The organism is Bradyrhizobium sp. 138 (assembly GCF_023074075.1).
Lineage (GTDB): Bacteria > Pseudomonadota > Alphaproteobacteria > Rhizobiales > Xanthobacteraceae > Bradyrhizobium.
This window is the reverse complement of record NZ_JADPKT010000094.1, coordinates 93,281-114,853: the sequence shown is the minus strand read 5'-3', so window position 1 is coordinate 114,853 and position 21,573 is coordinate 93,281. Positions and strand designations below refer to the sequence as shown.

Sequence of the window (21,573 nt, the reverse complement as noted above, 5' to 3'; positions counted from 1 at the left end):
GGTCACCTTAGCGGAAATTTGGGCGCTGTCACGGTAGGATAGCGCTGTCAAAGACACAGCGCGTCGTTCCGGGGCGGTCCCTCGGACCGAACCCGGAACCTCGAAATTCTCAGGTGCGCAATTGCGCCCCAGAGTTCGATGGCTGCGCATCACCCCGGAATGACGCCTTGTAACCTACGCCCTCACCCTTGGCGCAACATTCTGCTCGACGCCGGCCTTTTGCTCCGCAGCAACCGCGCGTTTGAAGCCCTCGCGCTGCTGGAGTCGCGCCCAATAGGCCGCGACATTTGGCCCAAAGTCCTTGGCAAGGCCGATATTGTCGGCAAGGCGAAGCGCATAACCGATGACAATGTCAGCGGCAGTGAAGCGGCCCGCGCACAAGGTTTCGGCATTGGCGGTGGCTGCCTCGACGGCGCGCAGGCGCCCCAGAAACCACTTCGCATAGTCGCTGGCGACCTGCGGGTTGCGGCGCTCCTCCGGCTCGAGCTGGCTGTAGCGGAGCACCAGCGTCTGCGGAAAGGTTAACGTGGCGTCGCTGAAATACATCCAGTTCAGGAAGGCCCCATAGGCGGGATCTTCCGGCCCCACCATCAGCGGCGTCGGTCCATGCTTGATGCCGAGATAGTAGCAGATGCCGGAGGACTCGGTCATCTTGGTCTCGCCGTCGACCATGAAGGGAATCGTGCCGAGCGGATTGAGCGCGAGATATTCCTTGGCGAAGACCCGCGGCGGGAACGGCAGCATCTTCAACTCATAAGGCAGCCCCATCTCCTCCAGCATCCAGAGCGGGCGGAACGAGCGCGCGGCGTCGCAGTGATAGAGCGTGATCATCAGGAGCTTCCTTTGCTGCCGGGCAGCGTGCCCATCATCTTGCACAGGACCATCAGCATGACCTCGTCGGCGCCACCGCCGATCGAGGTCAGGCGGCTGTCGCGATAGGCGCGGCTGACCGGCGTCTCGTTGGTAAAGCCCATTCCACCCCAATATTGCAAGCAGGCGTCGGTGAGCTCGCGGCCAAGCCGGCCGGCCTTCAGCTTGGCCATGGTCGCAAGCCTCGTCACGTCCTCGCCCGCCACCAGCGCCTCGCCGGCACGATAGATCAGCGCGCGCAGCAGCTCGACCTCGGTCTGCATCTCCGCCAGCTTGAAGTGCACGACCTGGTTGTCGAGAATGCTCTGGCCAAAGGCCTTTCGATTGCGGGTGTATTCGATGGTCTGGTCGATGATGTATTCATGCGCCTTCAGGCAGGCCGCCGCGCCCCAGAGCCGCTCCTCCTGGAATTGGATCATCTGGTAGGTAAAGCCCTTGCCCTCCTCGCCGATCCGGTTGCGCTTGGGCACGCGGACATTGTCGAAGAAGATCTGCGCGGTGTCGGACGAGCGCATGCCCATCTTGTCGAGCTTTCGCGCGACCGTGACGCCCTTGGACTTCATGGGCACGCAGATCAGCGACTTGTTGCGGTGAACCGGCCCGTCGCCGGTGTTGGCGAGCAGGCAGATCCAGTCGGCCTGGGTGCCGTTGGTGATCCACATCTTGCCGCCGGTGATGACGTAGTCGTCACCGTCGGAGCGCGCTTGCGTCTTGATCGAGGCGACGTCGGAGCCGGCGCCCGGCTCGGAGACGCCGATGCAGGCGACGAAATCTCCCGAGATCGAGGGCGCCAGAAATTCGCGCCGCACCTCGTCCGAGCCGAATCGCGCCAGCGCCGGTGTCGCCATGTCGGTCTGCACCCCGATCGCCATCGGCACGCCGCCGCAGGTGATGGCGCCCAGCTCCTCCGCCATCATCAGCGCATAGGAATAATCGAGGCCCGAGCCGCCGAACTCGACCGGCTTGTTCAGGCCGAGGAAGCCGAGACTGCCCATCTTCTTGAACAGCTCGTGCGCCGGGAAGATGTCGGCCTTCTCCCATTCATCGACATAAGGATTGATCTCGTTGGCGATGAATTTTTGCAGGGAACGGCGGATGTCGTCGTGGTCGGCGGTGAATAGCATTTCTTCCTCTCGTCACAGCCCCATCTGCCGGCTTGCCAGATCCTTCATGATCTCCTCGGTGCCGCCGCCGATGGCGTTGACCTTGACCTCGCGGTAGATGCGTTCGGCCTTGATGCCGCGCATGAAGCCGGCGCCGCCAAAAATCTGCACGGCTTCCGAGGCACAGAACGCCATGGTCTGCGTCGCCTGGTTCTTCATCATGCAGATTTCGGCGACCAGGCTCTCGCCCTGCTCCAGCCGCCAGGCCAGCATCTCCAGCATCGCTTGCGAGGCCGCGACCTTCTGCGCCATGTCGACGATCTTGTGCCTGATGACCTGGTGCTGGGCAAGCGGCTTGCCGAACGTCCTGCGCTCCCTGGCATAGGCGATCGCCTCGTCGAGGCAGACCCTTGCGAAGGCGGTGCAGCTCGCCGCCATGCCCATACGCTCGCTGTTGAAGTTCTGCATGATGATCTTGAAGCCCTGCCCCTCCTCGCCGATCAGATTTTCTGCCGGGACGCGGCATTCGTCGAAATGCAGCGTCGCGGTGTCGGAGGCCCACCAGCCCATCTTCTTCAGCTTGGTGCGCGACAGGCCGGGTATGTCGCCTTCGATCAGGAGCAGGCTGACGCCGCCGGCACCTTCGCCGCCCGTGCGCACCGCAACGGTCAGATAATCGGCACGCATGCCTGAGGTGATGAAGGTCTTCTCACCACTCACGACGTAGTGATCGCCGTCGCGCCGCGCCCTCGTCCTGAGGTTCGCGACATCGGAGCCGCCGCCCGGCTCCGTGATCGCGAGCGCTGAGATTTTCTCGCCTGCGAGCACTTGCGGCAGCACGCGTGCCCTCACCTCAGGCCGGGCCGCGCGCGCGATCGGCGGCGAGCCGATGGTGTGGCTCATCAGGCTGGCGCTGATACCGCCGGCGCCGGCCTGCGCCAGCTCCTGGCTGGCCACGATCTTCATGAACTGGTCGGCGGCGATGCCGCCATATTCCTCGGGGAATCCCAGCCCCAACAGCCCGATCTCGGCCGCCTTGCGATAGAGTTCGCGCGGGAATTCGCCGGCCTCGTCCCACTGATGGGCGAACGGTGTGATCTCCTTCTCGACGAAGCGTCTCATCACGTCGCGGAAGGCGTCATGCTCGGCGGTATAGAACGGGCTCTTCATCTTTCGCCTCGCTGACGGATTCGGCTCGACCCACCATCGCCGGAACACCGGCGGTTACTTGCGTGGAGTGGCTGACCGGGAACGGCAGTCGCAGGCCCATGGCCAGCAACTCAACGCAAGACGATTTTGCCCCCTCGCGCGCCAACTCCAAGAAAAAAAGACGCTGCTGCGCAGGCTTCGGGTGGCCCCAGGACCACGCCGGGCATGGTGCAGGGGCACACGACCGCCGAGGGAGGATTTTTTGGCCGTTCGTTACTACGACTGGATCGTTCATCATGGCCGCCGCACGCCTGATAAGGTCGCGGTGATCGACCTCGCGAGCGAGCGCCGCTTTACTTATTCGCAGCTCGATGCCCGCGTCTCGCGCCTCGCTTCGTTCCTGCGTCACACGCTCAAGGTCTCGCGCGGTGACCGCGTCGCGGTGCTGGCGCTGAACACGACCGATACGCTGGAGGTGCAGTTCGCTTGCGGGCGGTTAGGCGCGATCTTCGTGCCGCTGAACACCCGCCTCACCGTTCCCGAGCTACAGTTCATCACCGCTGACTGCGCGCCGAAGGTGATGATCCATGACACTGATCTGGCCGAGACCGCACTGAGCGTTGCAAAGCTCTGCGGCATCGGGACCAGCCTGCTGCTCGGCCCCGGCGGATCCTATGAGGCCGGCATCGCTGCCGCAGAGCCGCTCGACCGCGCCGAAGAGGTCACGCTCGATGATGTCTCGACCATCATGTACACGTCGGGCACGACGGGACATCCCAAGGGTGCGACCATCACCCATGGCATGACGTTCTGGAATTGCGTCAATCTAGGAGGCCCTACCTGCATCGGGCCGTCCTCGGTGCTGCTCACCGTGCTGCCGCTGTTCCACACCGGCGGGCTGAATTGTTACACCAATCCCGTGCTGCACGCCGGCGGTACCGTGATGATCATGCGCGCCTTCGATCCCGGCACCGCGCTCGGCCTGATCAACAATCCCGCGCAGGGCATCAACGTGTTCTTCGGCGTGCCCGCGATCTACCAGTTCATGGCGCAGCACCCCGCCTTCGCGACCACCGATCTCAGCCGGCTGATCGTCGGCGGTGTCGGCGGCGCGCCGATGCCGGTGCCGCTGCTCAAAGTCTGGGAGGCGCGCGGCGTTGCGCTCCAGCAGGGCTATGGCATGACCGAGACCTCGCCGGCCGTGCTGGTGCTCGACCGCGAGGATGCGGCGCGGAAAGCCGGCTCCGCCGGCAAGCCGGTGCTGCACACCGAGGTGCGCGTCGTGCGGCCCGACGGCAGCGATGCAAATGTCGGCGAACTTGGCGAACTCTGGGTCAAGGGTCCCAACATCACGCCGGGCTACTGGAACAGGCCGGAGGCGAACAAGACCTCCTTCACCGACGGCTGGCTGCACACCGGCGACGCCACGCGCGTCGATGAGGAGGGCTTCTACTACATCGTCGATCGCTGGAAGGACATGTACATCTCCGGCGGCGAGAACGTCTATCCGGCCGAGGTCGAGAACGTCCTGCACCAGCTCGCGGCCATTTCGGAAGCCGCCGTGATCGGCATCCCGGATCCGCAATGGGGCGAAGTGGGCCTCGCTATCGTCGCGTCCAAGCCGGGCCAGAAGCTGACCGAGGCCGATGTCTTGGTGCATTGCGCGGCCAATCTGGCGCGCTTCAAATGCCCGCGCCAGATCCGCTTCGTCGACGCGCTCCCACGCAACGCCACAGGCAAGATCCACAAGCCGACCTTGCGCAAGGAGTTCTCGGTGGTCGAAGTCGACAAGAAAGCCGCCAACGCCTGATCAGAGCGCGTGCCCCTGCCCCACATGCAGAGCCGCCCGCGACAGGACGGCTCAGGGCTGAATTGAAGCTTCGACATCCTGGCTCAACCCGATGGATGCCACGGAAAGTCCAAGGCGGCGGGGATCGCCAATGCCCCTGAATACGGGGCATGACCATGCCATGATGGCGATGCCTGAGGGCGGCAGGTCGAGGCGCATCGTGTAGCTGTCGGGGCCGGTTGCGATTGCAGAGGCATCCACGCGCACGCCGTCGAGATAGAAATGCGCACCGATCTCGCGCAGCGGCTCGCGCAAGGCGGGACTTCGAATACGAACGGTGTTGCGGCCCGCGCTCCCCTGGATGCGAACCGCGGCCTGCGGCTCGCTCCAGCGGAAGACGTGCCCCGATGACGATTCGAGGGCATGGAATCCGGTTTGTCCGAGAACGCGATCTCCGAGAAATCTCGCCGCCGGCCCAGCACAGCCGCGAATGCGGCGAATGCATTCAAGCCGCTGCAAGTGGATCAGCGCGGCGATGTAACGCCTCATCCATCGCGCTATCGCCTCGCTCGGCCCGAACACCATCAGTGCGCGCAGACCAAAATGCGCTTGCATGATCGCCAGGCGCGCGGCGACGCGCGCCCCAAGATCGCCGCACAACGCCAGTACACTCCAGCGCCAGAAGGCGCGCAGTTTTTCGCCAGGCCGCTTCCAGCCGCGACCGGCAAAGCTGTCATGCACGAGCGCACTCCATGCAGCGCGGGCGAGCGATACGTCGAATCCGGCCCACTCGACCCATTCAACGGGAACCTCGAGCAGCTCGCTGCCGGGATCGCGGCGTGCCTCGCCGAGATAGCGAATCTCGCCCTGAACGAAATCGAGCGTGAACGTCTTCAGTTCGCCGAGCTCGCCGACGTAATAGTGATGGAAGCGCGCCTCTTCCAGATACCCAATGGCATGGCCTTTCGCGTGATAGGCCGCCGCCAGCACCCATTCGGCGAAATGGCCGAGTTCCTCCCGCAAGCCTCCGCATTCCCAGTAGACGTCGCGCCGCGTCACGAAGCACTGATCGAGCACTTTTCGCCAGGGATGCTGCTTCATGCCGAATTCGATGTCGGCCTGGTACATCGCAGCCTCTGCCACGGACAATCGATTGTGGCAGATCGCGACCGAATGGCAGGAAAAGCCGGCCCAGTCGGGGTGAGTCTCGATGGCGCGGATGCACAGCTCGATCACGTCGGGCTCGGGCCAGCAATGCGACTCCGTGAAGAACAGATGGCTACCGCGGGCTTTGGTCGCGCCGAATGCGCACAGCCCGATGTCGTGTTCGGAGTCGGTGAACTCGAGGCGCGCCTTGTCACCGGCCAGCGCCTTCAAATCCTCGCGCGCCCTAAAATCGGGCGGCACGACTAGGATGATTTCGTAGAGCGACTTGTCCGCGGTCTGCGATGTCCAGCCCAGCCAGGACTGCTCCCATTGCCCGCGATGATATTCGAGCGGGATGATGATGGAGAACAGCGGAGATCCACCGCCGTATCGCACGGACCCGTCCTGCATGGTCTGTCCTTATAGACGCATGCCAAGCCGCTGCAGGACTATTTCTTGCGTACTATAGCGTCAAAAACAACGCGAACGGTTCTTCTACCGTGCGTCGCAGATGCTTCCGATACAAGGCATGGTTGGCATCGTCGGGCGCTACCCGCCCCAAGGAGGGCTTCTGGATATTTTTCAGCGGCACGTAGGCGATCGGCGCCGCGATCGGCGTAAGCTGCGAGCCGGGGCCTGCGCGGAGCGTCGAGATGATGCCGTACATCTCGCCGGCGACCGTCGGCCGCGACACCGTGATCACGCGATGCTGGCCATGCTTGATGATGACGAGGTAGATGAAGCCGGACTGATGGGGAACGGCGACCTCACCGGTGTGCTCATAGGCGGCATCGGTCCGATCGCCCTCGCGGAAGACCAACGAAGAGACTTTCGGTTCCCAGACGATCTCGGTGCGATAGGCGAAGATCGCGTCCTTGTCGCCGAACGACGGCCGCAGCGTGATGTAGACGTCCTCGAGCCAGCTCACGGCGCGATGTGCATAGGAGCCGAGGCTGTCGGGCGCGACGTCGTTGGCGGCCTGCGGCGCCACCACGACGACGCTCTTGCGCAAGGAGACGCCCAGCGCCTGCTCCAGCCGGACCGTCGTCGCCAGCGTAAACGGCCTGCGGCCGCCGAGGACTTTCTCCAATGTCGACAGGCTGAGCTTGGCCTGCTCGGCCAGCGCCTGCCGGGAGATCCGGCGTCTGGCGAGCTCCTCGCGAACGGTCTCGGCGATCTCGCGGCTCTGCTCGTCCGAAAGCTGCTTGTCGGTGGATTTATCCTGAATCTGCATCGCTAGCCCTGCTCCAGCATGGCCATCCTAGCAGGGCGGACAAACCAGCACAAAACCGCACATGACCGCCCACGGGCGGCGTGCCCGGGGCCGGCCGCGGCGGAACATGACCGATCATTCCGCTCGCGAAATCGGCCCCTCCCGGCGAATGCTCAGAGCCAGCAAACGTCCTTTCGGGAGCAGGCCAAATGGGCACCTACGACGCAGCTGACAACGACGCGCACCCGATGTTGAACCGGCTGATCAAGCTCGGATTGCTTCTTCTCGCCCAGGGCATCGCGGTGATGCTGATGGCCTTCGTGGCCCTGCTCGTCAGCTTCGGAACGAGCTGGTCGGCAACGACCGAGCAGGCCAGCCTGCTCCAGCCCGGCGATGCACGGTCCGGCACGCTGCTTCTGAAGGACGACGGCGTCACCACGGAAGCGATCCGCCTCGGCATCGACGTCGACATCACGGTCTCAGGCCCGACGCTGCGCGCCCGGGTCACCCAAATCTTTCGCAACCCGACCCAGGATTGGGTCGAAGCAACCTATGTCTATCCGCTCGCGACCGGCGGGGCCGTCGATACGTTGAAGATGGTGGTCGGCGACCGCGTCATCGTCGGAGACATCAAGGAGCGGCAGCAGGCGCGCATCATCTACGAAGCTGCGCGGCGCGCCGGCCAGAAGGCTGCGCTCACCGAGCAGGAACGGCCGAACATCTTCACCAACTCGATCGCCAATGTCGGTCCCGGTGAAACCGTGCTGGTGCAGATCGAATATCAGGAGCCCGTGCATCAATCAGGCAACGAATATTCGCTCCGCCTGCCGCTGGTGGTCGGACCGCGCCACAATCCGGCGCCCATCGTCCAGAGCGTCGACTTCCGCAACGACGGATCGGGCTGGGGCGCGGCGACGTCGGACCCGGTACCGGACCGTGACCGCATCTCGCCGCCTGTGCTGGATCCCGCCAGGAATGCACCGGTCAATCCAACCACCATCACGGTGCGCCTGAAGGCTGGCTTCGCGCTCGGCGAGGTCAGGAGCCACCACCACAACGTCAAGATCGAGAGCCCGGACAACACGACGCGTGTCATCACGCTCGCCGAAGGCGCTGTGCCTGCCGACCGCGACTTCGAGCTGACCTGGATGCCCGCCGCCGAGAAGGCGCCGACGGTCGGCCTATTCCGTGAACATGTCGGCGATACCGACTACCTGCTCGCCTTCGTCACCCCGCCCAGCGCCGAGCAGCCGACACAAAAGCCACTGCCGCGCGAGCTCGTGTTCGTGATCGACAATTCGGGGTCGATGGGCGGCACGTCGATCGTCCAGGCCAAGGCGAGCCTCACTTACGCGCTCTCTCGGCTCCAGCCGACCGACCGTTTCAACGTCATCCGCTTTGACGACACGATGGACGTGCTGTTTCCGGCTTCAGTGCCGGCAGACGCTGCGCGTGTCAGCGAGGCGACCTCGTTCGTGAGCGCGTTGCAGGCGCGCGGCGGCACCGAGATGGTGCCGGCAATGCGCGCCGCGCTGGCCGACAAGCTCGGCGACACCGGCATGGTTCGCCAGGTGGTCTTCCTGACCGACGGTGCAATCGGCAACGAACAGCAATTGTTCGAAGCGATCACGGCGATGCGCGGCCGCTCGCGCGTCTTCATGGTCGGTATCGGATCGGCACCCAATACCTATCTGATGACACGCGCCGCCGAGCTCGGCCGTGGCGCCTTCACCCATATCGGGTCCGCCGAGCAGGTGGAGGAGCGCATGCGCGGTTTGTTCGCCAAGCTCGAAAATCCGGCCGTGACCGGCCTCACCGCGAAATTCTCCGAAGCCAAGGCTGACGTCACCCCGGCGATCATCCCCGACGTCTATCGCGGCGAGCCGTTGGTGCTGGCGGCAAAGCTCGACAAGCTCGCGGGCTCGCTCGAGATCAGGGGGCGCGTCGGCGATCATCCATGGTCGGTGACGCTGCCGCTGCAGAATGCCGCGGAAGGCAAGGGCCTGTCGAAACTCTGGGCCAGGCGCAAGATCGGTGACGCCGAGGTGGCGCGCGCCATGCGGGAGCTTGCGCCTGAAGAGGCCGACAAGGCGATCCTGGCGCTGGCGCTCGACCACCAGATCGTCACGCGCCTGACTAGCCTTGTCGCCGTCGACAAGACGCCGAGCCGCCCCGAAGGCGCGCCGCTCAAGCTCAGCGAGCTGCCGATCAACCTGCCCGCCGGCTGGGATTTCGAGAAGGTGTTTGGCGAACGGTCGCCGATCCCAGCGCAGCTGCGTGAACGCCATGCCGATGCGCGCACCTCGCCAGCCGCGCGGCGTCCAACACCTGCAGCGCCCGATGCGGTCCGTCTGCCCAAGACGGCAACCTCAGCCGAGCTGAAGATGATCGCGGGTCTGATCCTGATCGTGCTGGCCTTGATCCTGATCGTATTCAAACGACGTCAGCCCTTGCTCACTGACGCCGCTTGAGAGAGGAGCTCCCCCGACTCCTCTGTTAGCGCGCGCGGTCGCCCGTCCCGTACCCAACGGCCGCGCGCGCCTTTTTTCTTCCTGTCATTGCGAGCGCAGCGAAGCAATCCAGGCTGCCTCAACGGAAAGATTCTGGATTGCTTCGCTTCGCTCGCAATGACGAGTGTAGAGACAATGCCCCGGCTCATATCTCCCCTGGTTCTGGCACTGATCGGCCTCATCCTGTTCGGCGACGGCGCCTATATCCATGCCAAGGCGTGGTTCGCGCAGGTGCTGCTGGAGCGCGCCTTCGACAGAAGCCTGGTAACGGGCGAGGTAATCAAGCCTTGGTCATGGGCCGACACCTGGCCGGTGGCACGGATCGAGGTGAAGCGGATCGGCGCCAGCGCCATCGCGCTGGAAGGCGCGAGCGGGCAGGCGCTTGCCTTTGGACCCGGTCACATCCACCAAACGGCTGATGCCGGCGAGCGCGGTGTTACCGTATATGCCGGACATCGCGACACACATTTCCGCTTCTTGCGGAACGTTGCCATTGGTGACGTGATCGATGTCACACGCGGTGACGGCAAGCACTTTCGCTATCGCGCGGATTCATCTGCCGTGGTCCGCTTCGATGCATCGGGCATCGATCCCACCGCGCGGGATACCGAACTCGTGCTTACGACCTGCTGGCCGTTCGACGCTGTCACGTCCGGCCCGGAGCGGTATGTCCTGCGTGCCACTCTGATCGAAACAGGTGAATAGCGGTTCGCAATCAGCCCATTCCGGATCGATCGAGCCCCCTGAAATCGCGCTGGAACAGGCCCGGGCCGTCGCGTTTGACGGGGCCGTGAACTGGCGCTGCCGGCCGAAGGCCTGTAAGAATGACGCATTGATCTTTGTACGTTGTGATTTTTGAAAGAATGATAAATGGACGACGAGTTCAGGCACCGCCTCGAACAACGATTGGGGCAGCTCGAAAATCGCGTCGCGCTCCTGGAGCGGAATCAGGATCTCATCGCCGCCGGGCAAAGGCGATCCTCGCTGCGGAGCCTCTGGCGGCGCCCGCCGATGTGGACTTTCGAGCAATATCCGCCGCGCCTGCTCAATTTGAGGGCATTCTCGCCGGCCCCCCCGATCCACGAGGATGCACCGCGGATCGCGATCGTCACGCCGAGCTACAACCACGCACAATATCTCGGCGCCACAATCGAGAGCATCGTGAGCCAGAAGTATCCAAACCTGTATTATCACGTGCAGGATGGCGCCTCGATCGATGGCACGACAGATCTCCTGAGAAGCCGCGGCGAGGGCATCAGCTGGAAGAGCGAACCTGACAGTGGGCAGTCGAACGCCATCAATCTCGGCTTTGCCGGCGTCGACAGCGAGATCATGGCCTATCTCAACAGCGACGACATGCTGCTGCCGGGGACGCTGGCCTATGTCGCCAACTACTTTACGTCGCATCCACATGTCGACATCGTCTATGGCCATCGCGTCTTCGTCGATCGCGACGGGCTTGAGGTCGGCCGTGCCGTGCTGCCGCCCCATGACGGGCCCGCGCTGCAATATGCCGACTATATCCCGCAGGAGACGATGTTCTGGCGCAGGCGCGTGTGGGACACGATCGGGCCGCTCGACGAAAGCTTCCACTACGCGATGGATTGGGACTTCATCCTGCGCGCACAGGCCGCAGGGTTCAAATTCGTACGCCTGCCGCGATTTCTCGCCTGCTTCCGAATCCATGATGCCCAGAAGACGGCATCAACCTACGCAATCGGCGTGAAGGAGATGAGCATCTTGCGGCGCCGCGTTCTCGGCTTCGATCCGACACATATGCAGATCCGCCGTGCCATCGCTCCCTATCTCGCGAGGCAGGCCGTCTTCCACTACGCCCACAAGCTCACCCTGCTACGGTACTGAGCAGGCGGCGATCAGCCGTCGCGTGACGCATGGACACCGTCATCGAGCCAGATCCGCTCGAGGCCGATGCCGAGGGGGCGCACATCGGAGCTCAATCCCAGATCAGCGGGGGAGCGTGGATCGGACAGCGACAGGCTGACGGTCAACATCCCGTCGGCGGCAATCGCGGCGGGATCGAGCACCAATCTGCGCAAGCCCGCGAACGCTTCACTCGAAAACGTCAATTGCTGCGGCGCTCCGTTGCCGACGCGGCAAGCCGCACGCAGCTGCGGGTTGCCGTCGGAAACGAAGGCCCGGCACGCGAGCACGAGCTCGACCGGTCGTGACGGAAAGGGACGAATCTCGAAGCGGAGCACGCAATTCCTGGCAACGGACCAGGTGCCCCATTGCTCCGGCTCGCTCCATCCCTCGACCAACGCGGCCACGCCCGCCCCGCCGCGTCCGAAGTCGAGCTTCTCTGCGCCGAGGACCGGCGCTGACACGGGAGCCTCCAGAGCGGCCGGAGCGAACGGCTCCTGATCCGGCACGAACTGCGCGATCACCCGCACTGCATCCTCAATCGAATTCAGCCCGAGCGCAGAACCATCCAGCTCGTAAACCACGCGGTTCTGTCCGATGACGCGAACACCCTTGCCGGGCGGCGGCCGATCCGCAAGGCGGGCGGGAATGATGATGTCGGCGACGTCAAACCCATGCGTGCGGGCGAGCTCGCCGATGGTCCGGACGGTTCGATCATACAGCGGCGGCCGATTGTTGATGTTGGTCGCAAGCGCCTGTGCCAGCGCCTTGAAGTCGAGCCGCACGTCGTCGTCATCCGTCAGCAGCAGTCGTTTGAGGACGAGCATGTCCTTGGCGATGAAGAGCTGGAGGGCGTTGAGATCAGGGAGCCGGGGATCGTCGTCAATGGGTCCGAAATCGCGCGCTCCTCGCGACGTTTCGAGCAGATCAGTGGTCTCGAAGAACAGCGCGTGACCAGTGCTGTGCTGCGAAAATCCGGCCATGCTCAGAGGCCGCGACAGTCGGACGAAACTGTCGGTCAGCGCAGCGTTGGCGATACCTGACGCCACGTCGGGCGACAGGCCGATGAAGTAGCGGCCACCGACTGCACGCATCCGATCGATCACGCTGCGGCGGACGAACGAATTGTAGATCATCGGCAGATTCGCATAGTGCGCCTGGAAGCCGAAGATGCGCGCCAGCTCGTCACGCGAGGCGACGCGCTTCGCCGACGAGGTCAGGTCGATCTCGGCGAGCAGCCGATTGCGGAAAGCCGGATGGTAGTAGCCCGGCCAGTAATAGCTGTAGGCGCGCCAGCTCAGGAGGTCGATCTTCCGGCCGGAGAGCAGATCCGAGGCCGTGGCGCATGCATAGGGCATCAACCCGTCGTCGTCGCCGAGGAAGGCGATGTATTCGCCCGAGGCATGACCGAGCGCCGCCTCCCAATTGTCGGTCATGGTCAGGACGGTTTCGCTGGCAAAGTGCTTGAAGCGCTTGTCCTGGAGGTCTGCGACCATCTTCGCAATCTCAGGATTGCCGCCATTGTTCTGAACGACGAACTCGCAGTCTGCATGCGCAGGCTGGCACGCCATGGTCGCGAGCGCGTGGCGAAGCGTGTCGGGACGATCGAGAGTCGGCACCACGATGGACAGAAGCGGCATGATCACCATTGATGGAATGAGCGTTACGGTTTCCTAGCATCTTGCCGGATCGTTCGCACTTTCGCCAAAAGTCTCGTGATGCTAGCGTTGTCGTCAGGTCTTGTCGTCAAGTCTTGTCGTTAAGTCTTGTCGTTAAGTCTTGCCCATTCCGTCTCGCGGCATGGAGTCCGCCACGACCGGCCCGCGAAGCCGGCGCAACAGCGCGTTGCAACAAGAACAAGAAGTGAGGGAAGCGCATGGAAGCTCAAGTGCCTGCCGCGTCGGTTTCGCAACGCCCATGGTCTCCGGCGCCCGACGCGGGGGAGATCGTCAAGGGCATCCACGCCATGCTGCACCCGCTCAACATCGTGCTGGTGGGTGCGACCGACAAGCCCGGCAATTATGCCGAACGCATCTGGAATAATCTGGTCAAATACGGTTACGAGGGTGGCCTCTATCCGGTCAACGCCAAGCGCGAAGCCATCTGGGGCGTCCCCTGCTACAAGGACTTTGCGAGCCTCCCGGAGAAGCCCGATCACGTTCTGGTGCTGGTGCCGGCGCGCTTCGCCGTCCAGGTGATCCGCGACGCCCACGCGGCCGGCGCACGGTCGGCCACCATCGTCACCTCTGGATTCAGCGAGTTGCAGGATGAGGAGAGCCAGAGGCTCGCCGCCGAATTGCAGGTGGCCGTGCGCGAGACGGGGCTTGCCGTCACCGGCCCGAATTGCCTCGGCAACTTAAGCGCCGGCGAAAAGCTCTTCACCAATATCGACGACCGCGTCGTCACCATGGAACAAGGCGCGGTGGCAATCGCCGGACAGTCGGGCGCCATCGTCATGGCGATCCGTCAGGCGCTGGAAGACCGGGGCGTCGGTGTCGGTTACATGGTGACATCCGGCAACGAGGCCGGGTTAGAGACGCCAGACCTGATGCGCTATTTCGCCGAGGATCCGAGCATCAAGGTGATCGTGGTCTATCTCGAAGGCGTGCGCAACACCAAGGCGTTTCGCGATGCCTGCAAGGCGGCGCGTGCCGCGAGCAAGCCCGTGATCGCGCTCAAGCTTGGGGCGTCAGAGGGTGGCCGCGCCGCGGCGATGGCGCATACCGGCGCGCTCGCAGGCTCGATCGAGACGTTCGACGCGATTGCGACGCGCGAAGGGGTCATCAGGGTCGGCGGGCTCGATGAGCTGATCGAGACCACAGAATGCTTCGTCCACGCGGCCGTGCCCAAAGGCAACCGGCTCGCCGCCGTCACGCTGTCGGGCGGCAAGCGCGGCATGCTGATCGACGCCTTTGACGCAGAAGGTCTTAGTTTCGCGCCGGTGAGCCCGCATGTCAGCTCGGAGCTGGCAAAAATGCTCGGACCGGGCTCGATCGTCGGCAATCCGCTCGACGCCGGCTTCGCCGCGGTCGTTGATCCCTCCGTCTACATGAAGTCGATCAAGCTGATGATCGACGATCCCGATATCGACATCGTCATCATCGACGCCGAACTGCCCAAGGCGCCGCACGAGCTGCGCGAACGTAACCTGCGCATCGTCAACGAGATGGCGAGCCGCGCGGCCAAGCCCGTCATCTATATCAGCGCGATGTCGATCGGCTTCACCGAGTTCACCAAATCCTTGCGCAAATCGCTGCCGCATCTCGCGGTCATGCAGGGCATGGACCGGGCGGTGACCGCGATCAAGTCGCTGCTCGACTACGCCAAGCTGCGCAAAGAGGTGCCCGACGTCGTCTCGAGCTCGAAACCCGTCGCTCGGGCCGTGCTTGAGAAGGCGCTGAGATCGGCAAGCGGTGCCGCGCTCGACGAGGTCGCCTCGAAGAAGCTCCTGAAGGCGTATGGCATTCCGATCTCGAAGGAGGCGATCGCACAGACCGCGGCGGAAGCCGTCGAGATCGCCAAGCAGATCGGCTTTCCGGTCGTGGCAAAGGTCGTCAGCGCGGAGATCCTGCACAAATCCGACATCGGCGGTGTCGTGCTGAACCTCAACAGTGCCGCCGAGGTGAAAAAGGCGTTCGCCGACATCACCGCACGGGTGGCAAAGCTGAAAGGCAGGCCGAAGCTCGACGGCATCCTGATCGCACAACAGGTCAAGGCCGAGCTTGAGCTCGTCGTCGGCGCCTCGCTCGATGCCGAGATGGGGCCGGTCGTGCTGTTCGGCACCGGCGGCATCGACATCGAGCTGATGAAGGACGTCGCGCTCGCCGGCGCGCCGCTGGACGAGGCCGAGGCGCGGCTCCTGATCGGCCGCACCAAGGCCGGAATCAAGATGCGCGGCTATCGCGGCAAACCGGCCTTGCACGAGACCTCCGCAGTGAAAGCGCTGGTCGGCCTGTCCAATTTGATCGCGGATGCCGGCGACCGCATCGCCTCGATCGACATCAATCCGTTCCTGATCAACACCAGGACGGGCGTCGCCGTCGATGCGCTGATCGTCCTCAACAACGCCGCGGCGAAGCGTGCGGCCGGGCATTGAAGTACCGTAGCCCGTAGGGCGGATTAGCGCAGCGTAATCCGCCGCTCTGTCCGACAGGCGAAGAAGGCGGCGGGTTACGCTTCGCTAACCCGCCCTGCTTAGGATCGGGCCGTTCGAACACCTTCCAACTTCCCTGCTTTGGCCGTAAAACCTTCCCCGCATGGCACGCGCGAGCAATCTGGTGATCGGAACGGCGACGCTGGCAGTGATCGCCGTGGCGTTCGGCGGCCTGCTCGGCGTACAGAAATGGCGCACCCTCCAGAGCCGCAGCCAGTTGCGCGTGGTATTCGAGGGCGGGTCCGCCAGCGGTCTGCGTCGCGGCGGGCCGGTCAATTTCGACGGCGTCCCGGCGGGCCAGATCCTTTCGATCAAACTGGACAATCCGCGCAGGATCGTGGCGCTGGTGATGCTCGACAACACCGCGCCGATCCGCAAGGACACCGTGGCGGGCATCGAGTTCCAGGGCCTCACCGGCGTTGCCGCGATCTCGCTGATCGGGGGCGCGCCCTCCGCACCACCGGTGCCGCTGGACTCGGACGGCATCCCGGTCCTGACCGCCGATCTCAGCGACGCCGAATCGATTGTCGAGACCCTGCACAGTGTCGACCGCACGATCGTCAGCAACGCCCCTGCAATCAAGGACGGCCTGCACACATTCGAAAACTACACCGCCGATCTCCGGAGCAAGGGCGGCGAGATCGATTCCGTCATGGCCAAGGTCGACAGCGCCTTCGCCGGCTTCGACAAGGCGGTCACGAAGATCGAGGGCGCCGTGCCGGGCTTCGTCGACGGCAAGGCCGACGAGCTGTATGAGAAGATCAAGGGACTGCGCGAGCTTGCCGATATCATGAAGAAGAAGTCGGCGGGCTATCTCGAGGATATCCGTCGCTCGCTGCTCGACGTCAGCGAAGCCGCCAACAAGATGAGCGGGACACCGGCACCCGCCGCGGCCCCGCGTCCACCACGCAAGCCTGCACAGCAGAAGCGGTGACGCCCTCCTTACCCGCTTAACAACGCCTCACCAGGCGTAGCGCACGACGCCCTTGCCGGCATAGGAGCGCGTGACGTTCGAGAACTCCCCCTCGAAGGTCGCCGATGCGGACCAGCCATTCATCCAGTTCATCTGCACTGATGCCGTGGTCAGAGCCGAATCGCGCGCCTGGACGGCGCCGTTCACAACGAAGGCCGATCCCGGCAGCGTCTGGAACCCCGCGGCCGCCGTGCGGTCCGGATTGTAATCATGCGCCCAGGCGAGGCGGCCGCGCAGGGTCATCAGGCCCCCGGCCGCGGCAAACGACCGGTCCGCGCGCAGGCCGAACTCGGTGCGGGTGCTGGTCACGTCCTTGGCGGCATAGTTGAGCGCGAAGATGTTGCTGCCGACCACGGCCGACTCTGCGTAGCCCGGAAGGGTGAACAGAGTGGCCTGGAGCGCGGCATAGGGCGTGATGCCGGCCCACGGCATGGCATAGCGGTAGCCGCCCTCGATGCGGCCCGAGACCGCGTTGGCGTTGAACTGCGCGCGCAACTGGTCGTAACCGGCAGCCGTCACGATGCGGTTGGTCGTGACGTCCTGCCAGCCATAGGCCAGCGCCGCCGTGACGTAGGCCGGTCCGGCCGTATGACGCACGAACGCGCCGGCCTGGAACAGATCGGAGCGGCCCCAACCGAGTCCGTTGACGTTGAATCCAGTCGCGCCGCCCGCGAGCGCAAAGCCCGCAATCGTCGACGGCGAGAAGCGGTAATCGAGGCCCACGGCGGTGCCATAGACCCTGCTGGTCGTGTTGTTCGAGCCGAGGCCGGCATTGCCGTCGGTAGTCTGCGAGCCGCCGTAGCCGGCCGCCCACACATCCCAACGCTGCTCGAACGTCGCAGTCGGTGCCTTGCGGTCAATCGAGGCAAAGGCGTCATGCGCGTTCCGGCCCCGCGCGTTCGTGTCGACGGCAAACGGCGCTGCACCAGGGGTGCCGCTGCGTCCCGCGCTGAAGACGTCGGTCAACAGGCCGATGAAAAGATTCATCGCATTGAACGTCGTCTGCTGCGATCCCGTTGCAGGCTCGCCCGAGGCCTGCGTCAGGCCATTGGGCCCCAGGCCTGCGAATTCGGCTTGCAGGAAACCGTTGGCGTTGAAGAAATTCTGAAGCGTCGTAGCGACGTTCTTCTGATTGACGTTGAGCGCGTGTTTTGCGCCATAGTCGAGTGCAAAATCGAGAAAGACGTCGTTCGATCCGACGCTCGTCGTGCCGATCAGGCCGCCCGGCGCGGCGACGCCGGAAAAATTGCCGGTGGGAGTGCCGAAGAACTCCATGATGGAATAGTGCTTCTTCACCGTGCTGCCCGGATACAGCGCGACGCCAACGGTGCCATCTAGTGTGACATTGCCCATGACGAGCGCGTGGCTTATGCTGGACCCGCTACCGACCTGAACGCCATAAACCGAGCCGGGCTGGAGGGTGAGATCGCCCTGAACCTGCATGCTCGAGCCCGGACCGCCGTCACCGGGTGCATACATGCCGCCGCTGGCGATCACGGTATTGCCGACGATTCCGGCACCGAGCAGCGCACCGCCCGCATTGACGGTGATCAGGCTCGATTGGGAGATATCGCCATCGACCCGCAGGATGCCACCGTTCACCGTGGTGGTGCCGGTGTAGGTGTTCGTGCCCGAGAGGATCAGCGTGCCGCTGCCGACCTTCTCCAGCGAGCCCGACCCGATCGGGCCGCAACCGCAGGGATCGTAATCGCCGATGGCACCGCTGACCTCGGTCGAGTGGTTGTTGCTACCGACGATGAGCGTGTTGCTGCCGCCGATGTAGTAGAAGCCGCTGCCTTCGATCGAGCCCGCGGTGATGCGGCCGTCGCTGTTCGGCCCGACGCTGATCCCGAAATCGACGATGCCTGTTCCGGTGGTGATGAAGCGGGCGTTGCCGCCAGTGGAATTGTCAAAGAACTCGGTCTTGCCGCCGTCCTTGGTGATGATCGTCGCATTGCCGGCCGTCGTGAACGCGCCGAAATTGGTGAGACCATCAGCTTCATTGATGATGGTGGCATTGCCGGCGGTCGCCGTATCGGAGCCGGCCAGCGTACCGAAGATGGTGCCGCTGAAATCCTTGTTCACGATCGTCGCCGAGCCCGCCGAGGCTTGTTCGAGAAATGCGGTGCCGCCACCATTCTGGTTGGTGATGTTGGCGATGCCCGCATTGGTACGTCCGAAGAAGCCGACCAGGCCGCCGTCATTGGTGATGGTCGCCCGTCCGGCCGTCGCGGTGTCTGAGCCACCCCCGTTCGGATCGCCGAAATACAGCTGGCCCTTGTTGGTGATCGCGATCGAGCTGGCGGAGCTGGCGTTGAGAAACAGTGTCGTGCCGGAGAAGTCGTTCAGGAGCGAGGTGATCCCCGAGGTGTCGGCATTGACGATGCTGAAGAGGCCCTCATTGGTGACGGTTCCAACAATGCTCGCGGTATGGGTCGCGTCGCCGAGCTGCAGGGATCCGCAATTGCAGATGAAGGTGCCACCGGTATAGGTGTTGGCGCCGAGCAGCGCCAGGGTACCTGAGCCCTGAACGTTGATTCCGTGGCTGCCGACGATGCGCGAAACGATGACGGCCGACGGATCGCTGGTGCCGGTCACGTCGGCCGTGAAGAATGTGGTGCCGCCCAGGGCCAGCCTGAGATCGCCGCCCTGGATGGTGTAGATCGAACCGTCACCGGTGATGTCGAACCCAACGAGGTTGGTGAGTTGCACGCCTCCCGGCGTGACCGTCACCGTGCCTCCCGTTGCCGGCGTCGAAGGACCGCTGCTGCCGAATAGCGTGCCGACTGATGCGGGATCATAGGCCGTGCTGACCGCACCGAAGGCGTCTGTCCAGTTGGTCGTGGTGTTGTCCCAGACCCCGCCTCCGCCGTTGACGGCGCCGTTCGGTGTGGTCTGTGATCCGTTGAAGACCTGCTGGGCCCGGACGGGACCCGCCAGAGCGATCGCGCTCAAGGCAAGGCCCGCTCCGAGAGCCGCGCGCATTGCCGCAGCACTTCGGCGCAGGCGATCCCGCCCGCTCGATCGCAACCAGGCCCCCAACGCCCGTCCCCTCAGCTGCGGCGCTCCCCGGCGGCGCCGCGAGGGAACTTAGGCGATGAGGAGGGACGGTAGAACCACGGTGCCCCGAGAATCTGCCAAGCCGACCGCAAGTCGAACAGATTCAACAGCCCATGTTGCAGCCGCGCCACGCTTTGCCGAGCGCTATTCCCATCCCGCGCATACGCCGATGCGTCGGAAGGTCCATACCGGTGGACGGCCATTCACATCAGGGGTTGACCAGCCAGTTCGTGGCACCAGCAAGGGCTCAGTAGTTGCTCGGGGACGACCCATTCGGGATGCCGTCGATCGGACACTCGTCGGTGCCCGGCGTCGAGCGGGTCATGGCCTCGACCATATCGCGTGTGCCCTCCGGGTCCTTGATCCAGTTCTTGTAGAAGTCATACGGACAGGCGGCGACACCGCGCGGGCTATCACCGGAATTGATCATTCCGGTGTAGCCGCGGTGGACCAGCTTGTAGAGATGGTTCTGCGACTGGCCGTTGCGGCGCGCATCGCGGATCAGGTGTTTCGACAGCTGCGCATACTGGATGCCGTAATCCTCCTCGCCGCACTCGCCGAGCGTGCGGCCGTCGAATCCGATGATCGCGGAGTGACCGAAATAAGAATAGACGCCGTCGAAACCGGCGGCATTGGCGACCGCGACATAGACGTTGTTGGCCCACGCCATCGCCTTGGAGATCATGACCTGCTGCTCCTTGGCCGGATACATGTAACCCTGGCAGCGTACGATCAGCTCGGCGCCCTTCATGGCGCAGTCGCGCCAGATCTCCGGATAATTGCCGTCATCGCAGATGATCAGGCTGACCTTGAGACCCTTCGGTCCCTCGGAGACATAGGTGCAATTGCCGGGATACCAGCCCTCGATCGGCACCCACGGCATGATCTTGCGGTACTTCTGGACGATCTCGCCCTTGTCGTTCATCAGGATCAGGGTGTTGTAGGGCGCCTTGTGCGGATGCTCCTCATGGCGCTCGCCGGTCAGCGAGAACACGCCCCAGACCTTGGCCTTGCGGCAGGCATCGGCGAAGATCGCAGTCTCCTCGCCCGGCACCACCGACGCCGTCTCGTACATCTCCTTGGAATCGTACATGATCCCTTGCGTGGAATATTCCGGGAAGATCACCAGGTCCATGCCGGGCAGGCCGACCTTCATGCCGACGATCATGTCGGCGATCTTGCGGGCATTGTCGAGCACCTCGGCCTTGGTGTGCAGGCGGGGCATCTTGTAATTGACCACTGCGACGCCGACGGTGTCGTTGCTGCTGGAAATGTCGCCGTGAAGCATTTGGGCCGCTCCTGTCTTTTATTCGTCTGGGTCTTCGGGTGCGTTAGTGGCTGATCATCCAGGGCCGGGCTGTGGGAAAGCCCTTGGCGCCGCCGTTGGTTTTGGTCATCAGCCGCGCCGGCTTCTTCTTGTCCGTCGCGCTCTTGTCCTTCACCGTCTTCCCCGACGAACAGCAGCCGCAACCGGGACCATGCGAGGCCTTGTATTGCGCGAGCGTCTGCGGCGCGTGGGTGCTGCGCTCGTTGACGGCATGCGCCTTGCGCTTGTCCGCCGGCATGCAGAAGAAATTTGGCGCGGTCAGGATCACGCGCGGCGCCAGCGTCTCGCAATGCGGACAGCTTTGCGGATCGTCGCATTCCGCCATCGGACGCAAGTCCTTGAAGGGACCGCAGTCGTCGCAGAGATATTCATACACCGGCATCACATCATCCCTATGCT

The 21,573-nt window shown here is 64.0% G+C and carries 15 protein-coding genes; 6 read left to right on the top strand and 9 right to left on the bottom strand.

Features of this window, described 5'->3' with window-relative positions; all coding sequences use genetic code 11:
- Nucleotides 1–174 precede the first annotated feature (174 nt).
- Genes IVA79_RS32805 through IVA79_RS32795 form a run of 3 tightly spaced genes read right to left on the bottom strand, consistent with a single transcriptional unit; the run spans nt 175 to nt 3,143 of the window.
- Nucleotides 175–831 carry a glutathione S-transferase family protein gene (locus IVA79_RS32805; RefSeq protein WP_247561017.1) on the bottom strand — a complete coding sequence of 219 codons (657 nt, stop codon included), beginning with the start codon at nt 829–831 and terminating at the stop codon, nt 175–177.
- On the bottom strand, nt 831–1,994 hold the full coding sequence (locus tag IVA79_RS32800) for an acyl-CoA dehydrogenase family protein (protein WP_247561005.1): 1,164 nt from the start codon (nt 1,992–1,994) through the stop codon (nt 831–833). The genes IVA79_RS32805 and IVA79_RS32800 overlap by 1 nt, the downstream gene beginning before the upstream one ends.
- A gap of 12 nt (nt 1,995–2,006) precedes the next feature.
- A complete protein-coding gene (locus tag IVA79_RS32795; protein WP_247561003.1) occupies nt 2,007–3,143 on the bottom strand; it encodes an acyl-CoA dehydrogenase family protein in 1,137 nt (378 codons plus the stop codon).
- Between the two features lie 241 nt (nt 3,144–3,384).
- On the opposite strand from IVA79_RS32795, the gene IVA79_RS32790 reads away from it, so the two are divergent.
- Nucleotides 3,385–4,932, top strand: coding sequence for a long-chain fatty acid--CoA ligase (locus IVA79_RS32790; RefSeq protein ID WP_247561001.1), 1,548 nt, complete (start codon nt 3,385–3,387; stop codon nt 4,930–4,932).
- A 51-nt stretch (nt 4,933–4,983) separates the two neighbouring features.
- On the opposite strand, the gene IVA79_RS32785 is transcribed toward IVA79_RS32790, so the two are convergent.
- Nucleotides 4,984–6,468 carry a hypothetical protein gene (locus IVA79_RS32785; RefSeq protein ID WP_247560999.1) on the bottom strand — a complete coding sequence of 495 codons (1,485 nt, stop codon included), beginning with the start codon at nt 6,466–6,468 and terminating at the stop codon, nt 4,984–4,986.
- 52 nt (nt 6,469–6,520) lie between these two features.
- Nucleotides 6,521–7,291, bottom strand: a complete 771-nt coding sequence (locus IVA79_RS32780; RefSeq protein WP_247560997.1) for a helix-turn-helix transcriptional regulator — start codon at nt 7,289–7,291, stop codon at nt 6,521–6,523.
- Between the two features lie 188 nt (nt 7,292–7,479).
- Here IVA79_RS32780 and IVA79_RS32775 point away from each other — a divergent pair, with 188 nt between their 5' ends.
- The 3 genes from IVA79_RS32775 to IVA79_RS32765 all read left to right on the top strand — a co-directional run bounded on the left by IVA79_RS32775 (nt 7,480) and on the right by IVA79_RS32765 (nt 11,643).
- Nucleotides 7,480–9,741, top strand: a complete 2,262-nt coding sequence (locus tag IVA79_RS32775; RefSeq protein ID WP_247560996.1) for a marine proteobacterial sortase target protein — start codon at nt 7,480–7,482, stop codon at nt 9,739–9,741.
- A gap of 174 nt (nt 9,742–9,915) precedes the next feature.
- Nucleotides 9,916–10,485, top strand: a complete 570-nt coding sequence (locus IVA79_RS32770; protein WP_247560994.1) for a class GN sortase — start codon at nt 9,916–9,918, stop codon at nt 10,483–10,485.
- Nucleotides 10,486–10,650: 165 nt separating this feature from the next.
- The gene (locus IVA79_RS32765; RefSeq protein ID WP_247560992.1) at nt 10,651–11,643 is read left to right on the top strand and encodes a glycosyltransferase family 2 protein; all 993 of its coding nucleotides are present in this window, start codon (nt 10,651–10,653) and stop codon (nt 11,641–11,643) included.
- Between the two features lie 11 nt (nt 11,644–11,654).
- On the opposite strand, the gene IVA79_RS32760 is transcribed toward IVA79_RS32765, so the two are convergent.
- A complete protein-coding gene (locus IVA79_RS32760) occupies nt 11,655–13,301 on the bottom strand; it encodes a glycosyltransferase family 2 protein (RefSeq protein ID WP_247560990.1) in 1,647 nt (548 codons plus the stop codon).
- Nucleotides 13,302–13,537: 236 nt separating this feature from the next.
- Between IVA79_RS32760 and IVA79_RS32755 the strand changes: the two genes are divergently transcribed.
- The gene (locus IVA79_RS32755) at nt 13,538–15,757 is read left to right on the top strand and encodes an acetate--CoA ligase family protein (protein ID WP_247560988.1); all 2,220 of its coding nucleotides are present in this window, start codon (nt 13,538–13,540) and stop codon (nt 15,755–15,757) included.
- Nucleotides 15,758–15,917: 160 nt separating this feature from the next.
- Nucleotides 15,918–16,748, top strand: a complete 831-nt coding sequence (locus IVA79_RS32750; protein ID WP_247560986.1) for an MlaD family protein — start codon at nt 15,918–15,920, stop codon at nt 16,746–16,748.
- Between the two features lie 27 nt (nt 16,749–16,775).
- Here IVA79_RS32750 and IVA79_RS32745 read toward each other — a convergent pair whose 3' ends face one another.
- The 3 genes from IVA79_RS32745 to IVA79_RS32735 all read right to left on the bottom strand — a co-directional run bounded on the left by IVA79_RS32745 (nt 16,776) and on the right by IVA79_RS32735 (nt 21,556).
- Nucleotides 16,776–19,742 (bottom strand): autotransporter outer membrane beta-barrel domain-containing protein, encoded by a 2,967-nt coding sequence (locus tag IVA79_RS32745; protein WP_247560984.1) that lies wholly within the window; start codon nt 19,740–19,742, stop codon nt 16,776–16,778.
- A gap of 352 nt (nt 19,743–20,094) precedes the next feature.
- Nucleotides 20,095–21,135, bottom strand: a complete 1,041-nt coding sequence (locus tag IVA79_RS32740) for an aliphatic amidase (RefSeq protein WP_247560982.1) — start codon at nt 21,133–21,135, stop codon at nt 20,095–20,097.
- Between the two features lie 43 nt (nt 21,136–21,178).
- Complete coding sequence (locus tag IVA79_RS32735) at nt 21,179–21,556, bottom strand: zinc ribbon domain-containing protein (protein ID WP_247560980.1); 378 nt, start codon at nt 21,554–21,556, stop codon at nt 21,179–21,181.
- Between the last annotated feature and the right edge of the window lie 17 nt (nt 21,557–21,573).

Coding starts and splice junctions, on each gene's coding strand:
- IVA79_RS32740 (WP_247560982.1), bottom strand. CDS start 21,135: ATGCTTCACGGCGACATTTCCAGCAGCAACGACACCGTCGGCGTCGCA.
- IVA79_RS32765 (WP_247560992.1), top strand. CDS start 10,651: ATGGACGACGAGTTCAGGCACCGCCTCGAACAACGATTGGGGCAGCTC.
- IVA79_RS32770 (WP_247560994.1), top strand. CDS start 9,916: ATGCCCCGGCTCATATCTCCCCTGGTTCTGGCACTGATCGGCCTCATC.
- IVA79_RS32785 (WP_247560999.1), bottom strand. CDS start 6,468: ATGCAGGACGGGTCCGTGCGATACGGCGGTGGATCTCCGCTGTTCTCC.
- IVA79_RS32780 (WP_247560997.1), bottom strand. CDS start 7,291: ATGCAGATTCAGGATAAATCCACCGACAAGCAGCTTTCGGACGAGCAG.
- IVA79_RS32800 (WP_247561005.1), bottom strand. CDS start 1,994: ATGCTATTCACCGCCGACCACGACGACATCCGCCGTTCCCTGCAAAAA.
- IVA79_RS32755 (WP_247560988.1), top strand. CDS start 13,538: ATGGAAGCTCAAGTGCCTGCCGCGTCGGTTTCGCAACGCCCATGGTCT.
- IVA79_RS32795 (WP_247561003.1), bottom strand. CDS start 3,143: ATGAAGAGCCCGTTCTATACCGCCGAGCATGACGCCTTCCGCGACGTG.
- IVA79_RS32805 (WP_247561017.1), bottom strand. CDS start 831: ATGATCACGCTCTATCACTGCGACGCCGCGCGCTCGTTCCGCCCGCTC.
- IVA79_RS32750 (WP_247560986.1), top strand. CDS start 15,918: ATGGCACGCGCGAGCAATCTGGTGATCGGAACGGCGACGCTGGCAGTG.
- IVA79_RS32760 (WP_247560990.1), bottom strand. CDS start 13,301: ATGCCGCTTCTGTCCATCGTGGTGCCGACTCTCGATCGTCCCGACACG.
- IVA79_RS32735 (WP_247560980.1), bottom strand. CDS start 21,556: ATGCCGGTGTATGAATATCTCTGCGACGACTGCGGTCCCTTCAAGGAC.
- IVA79_RS32775 (WP_247560996.1), top strand. CDS start 7,480: ATGGGCACCTACGACGCAGCTGACAACGACGCGCACCCGATGTTGAAC.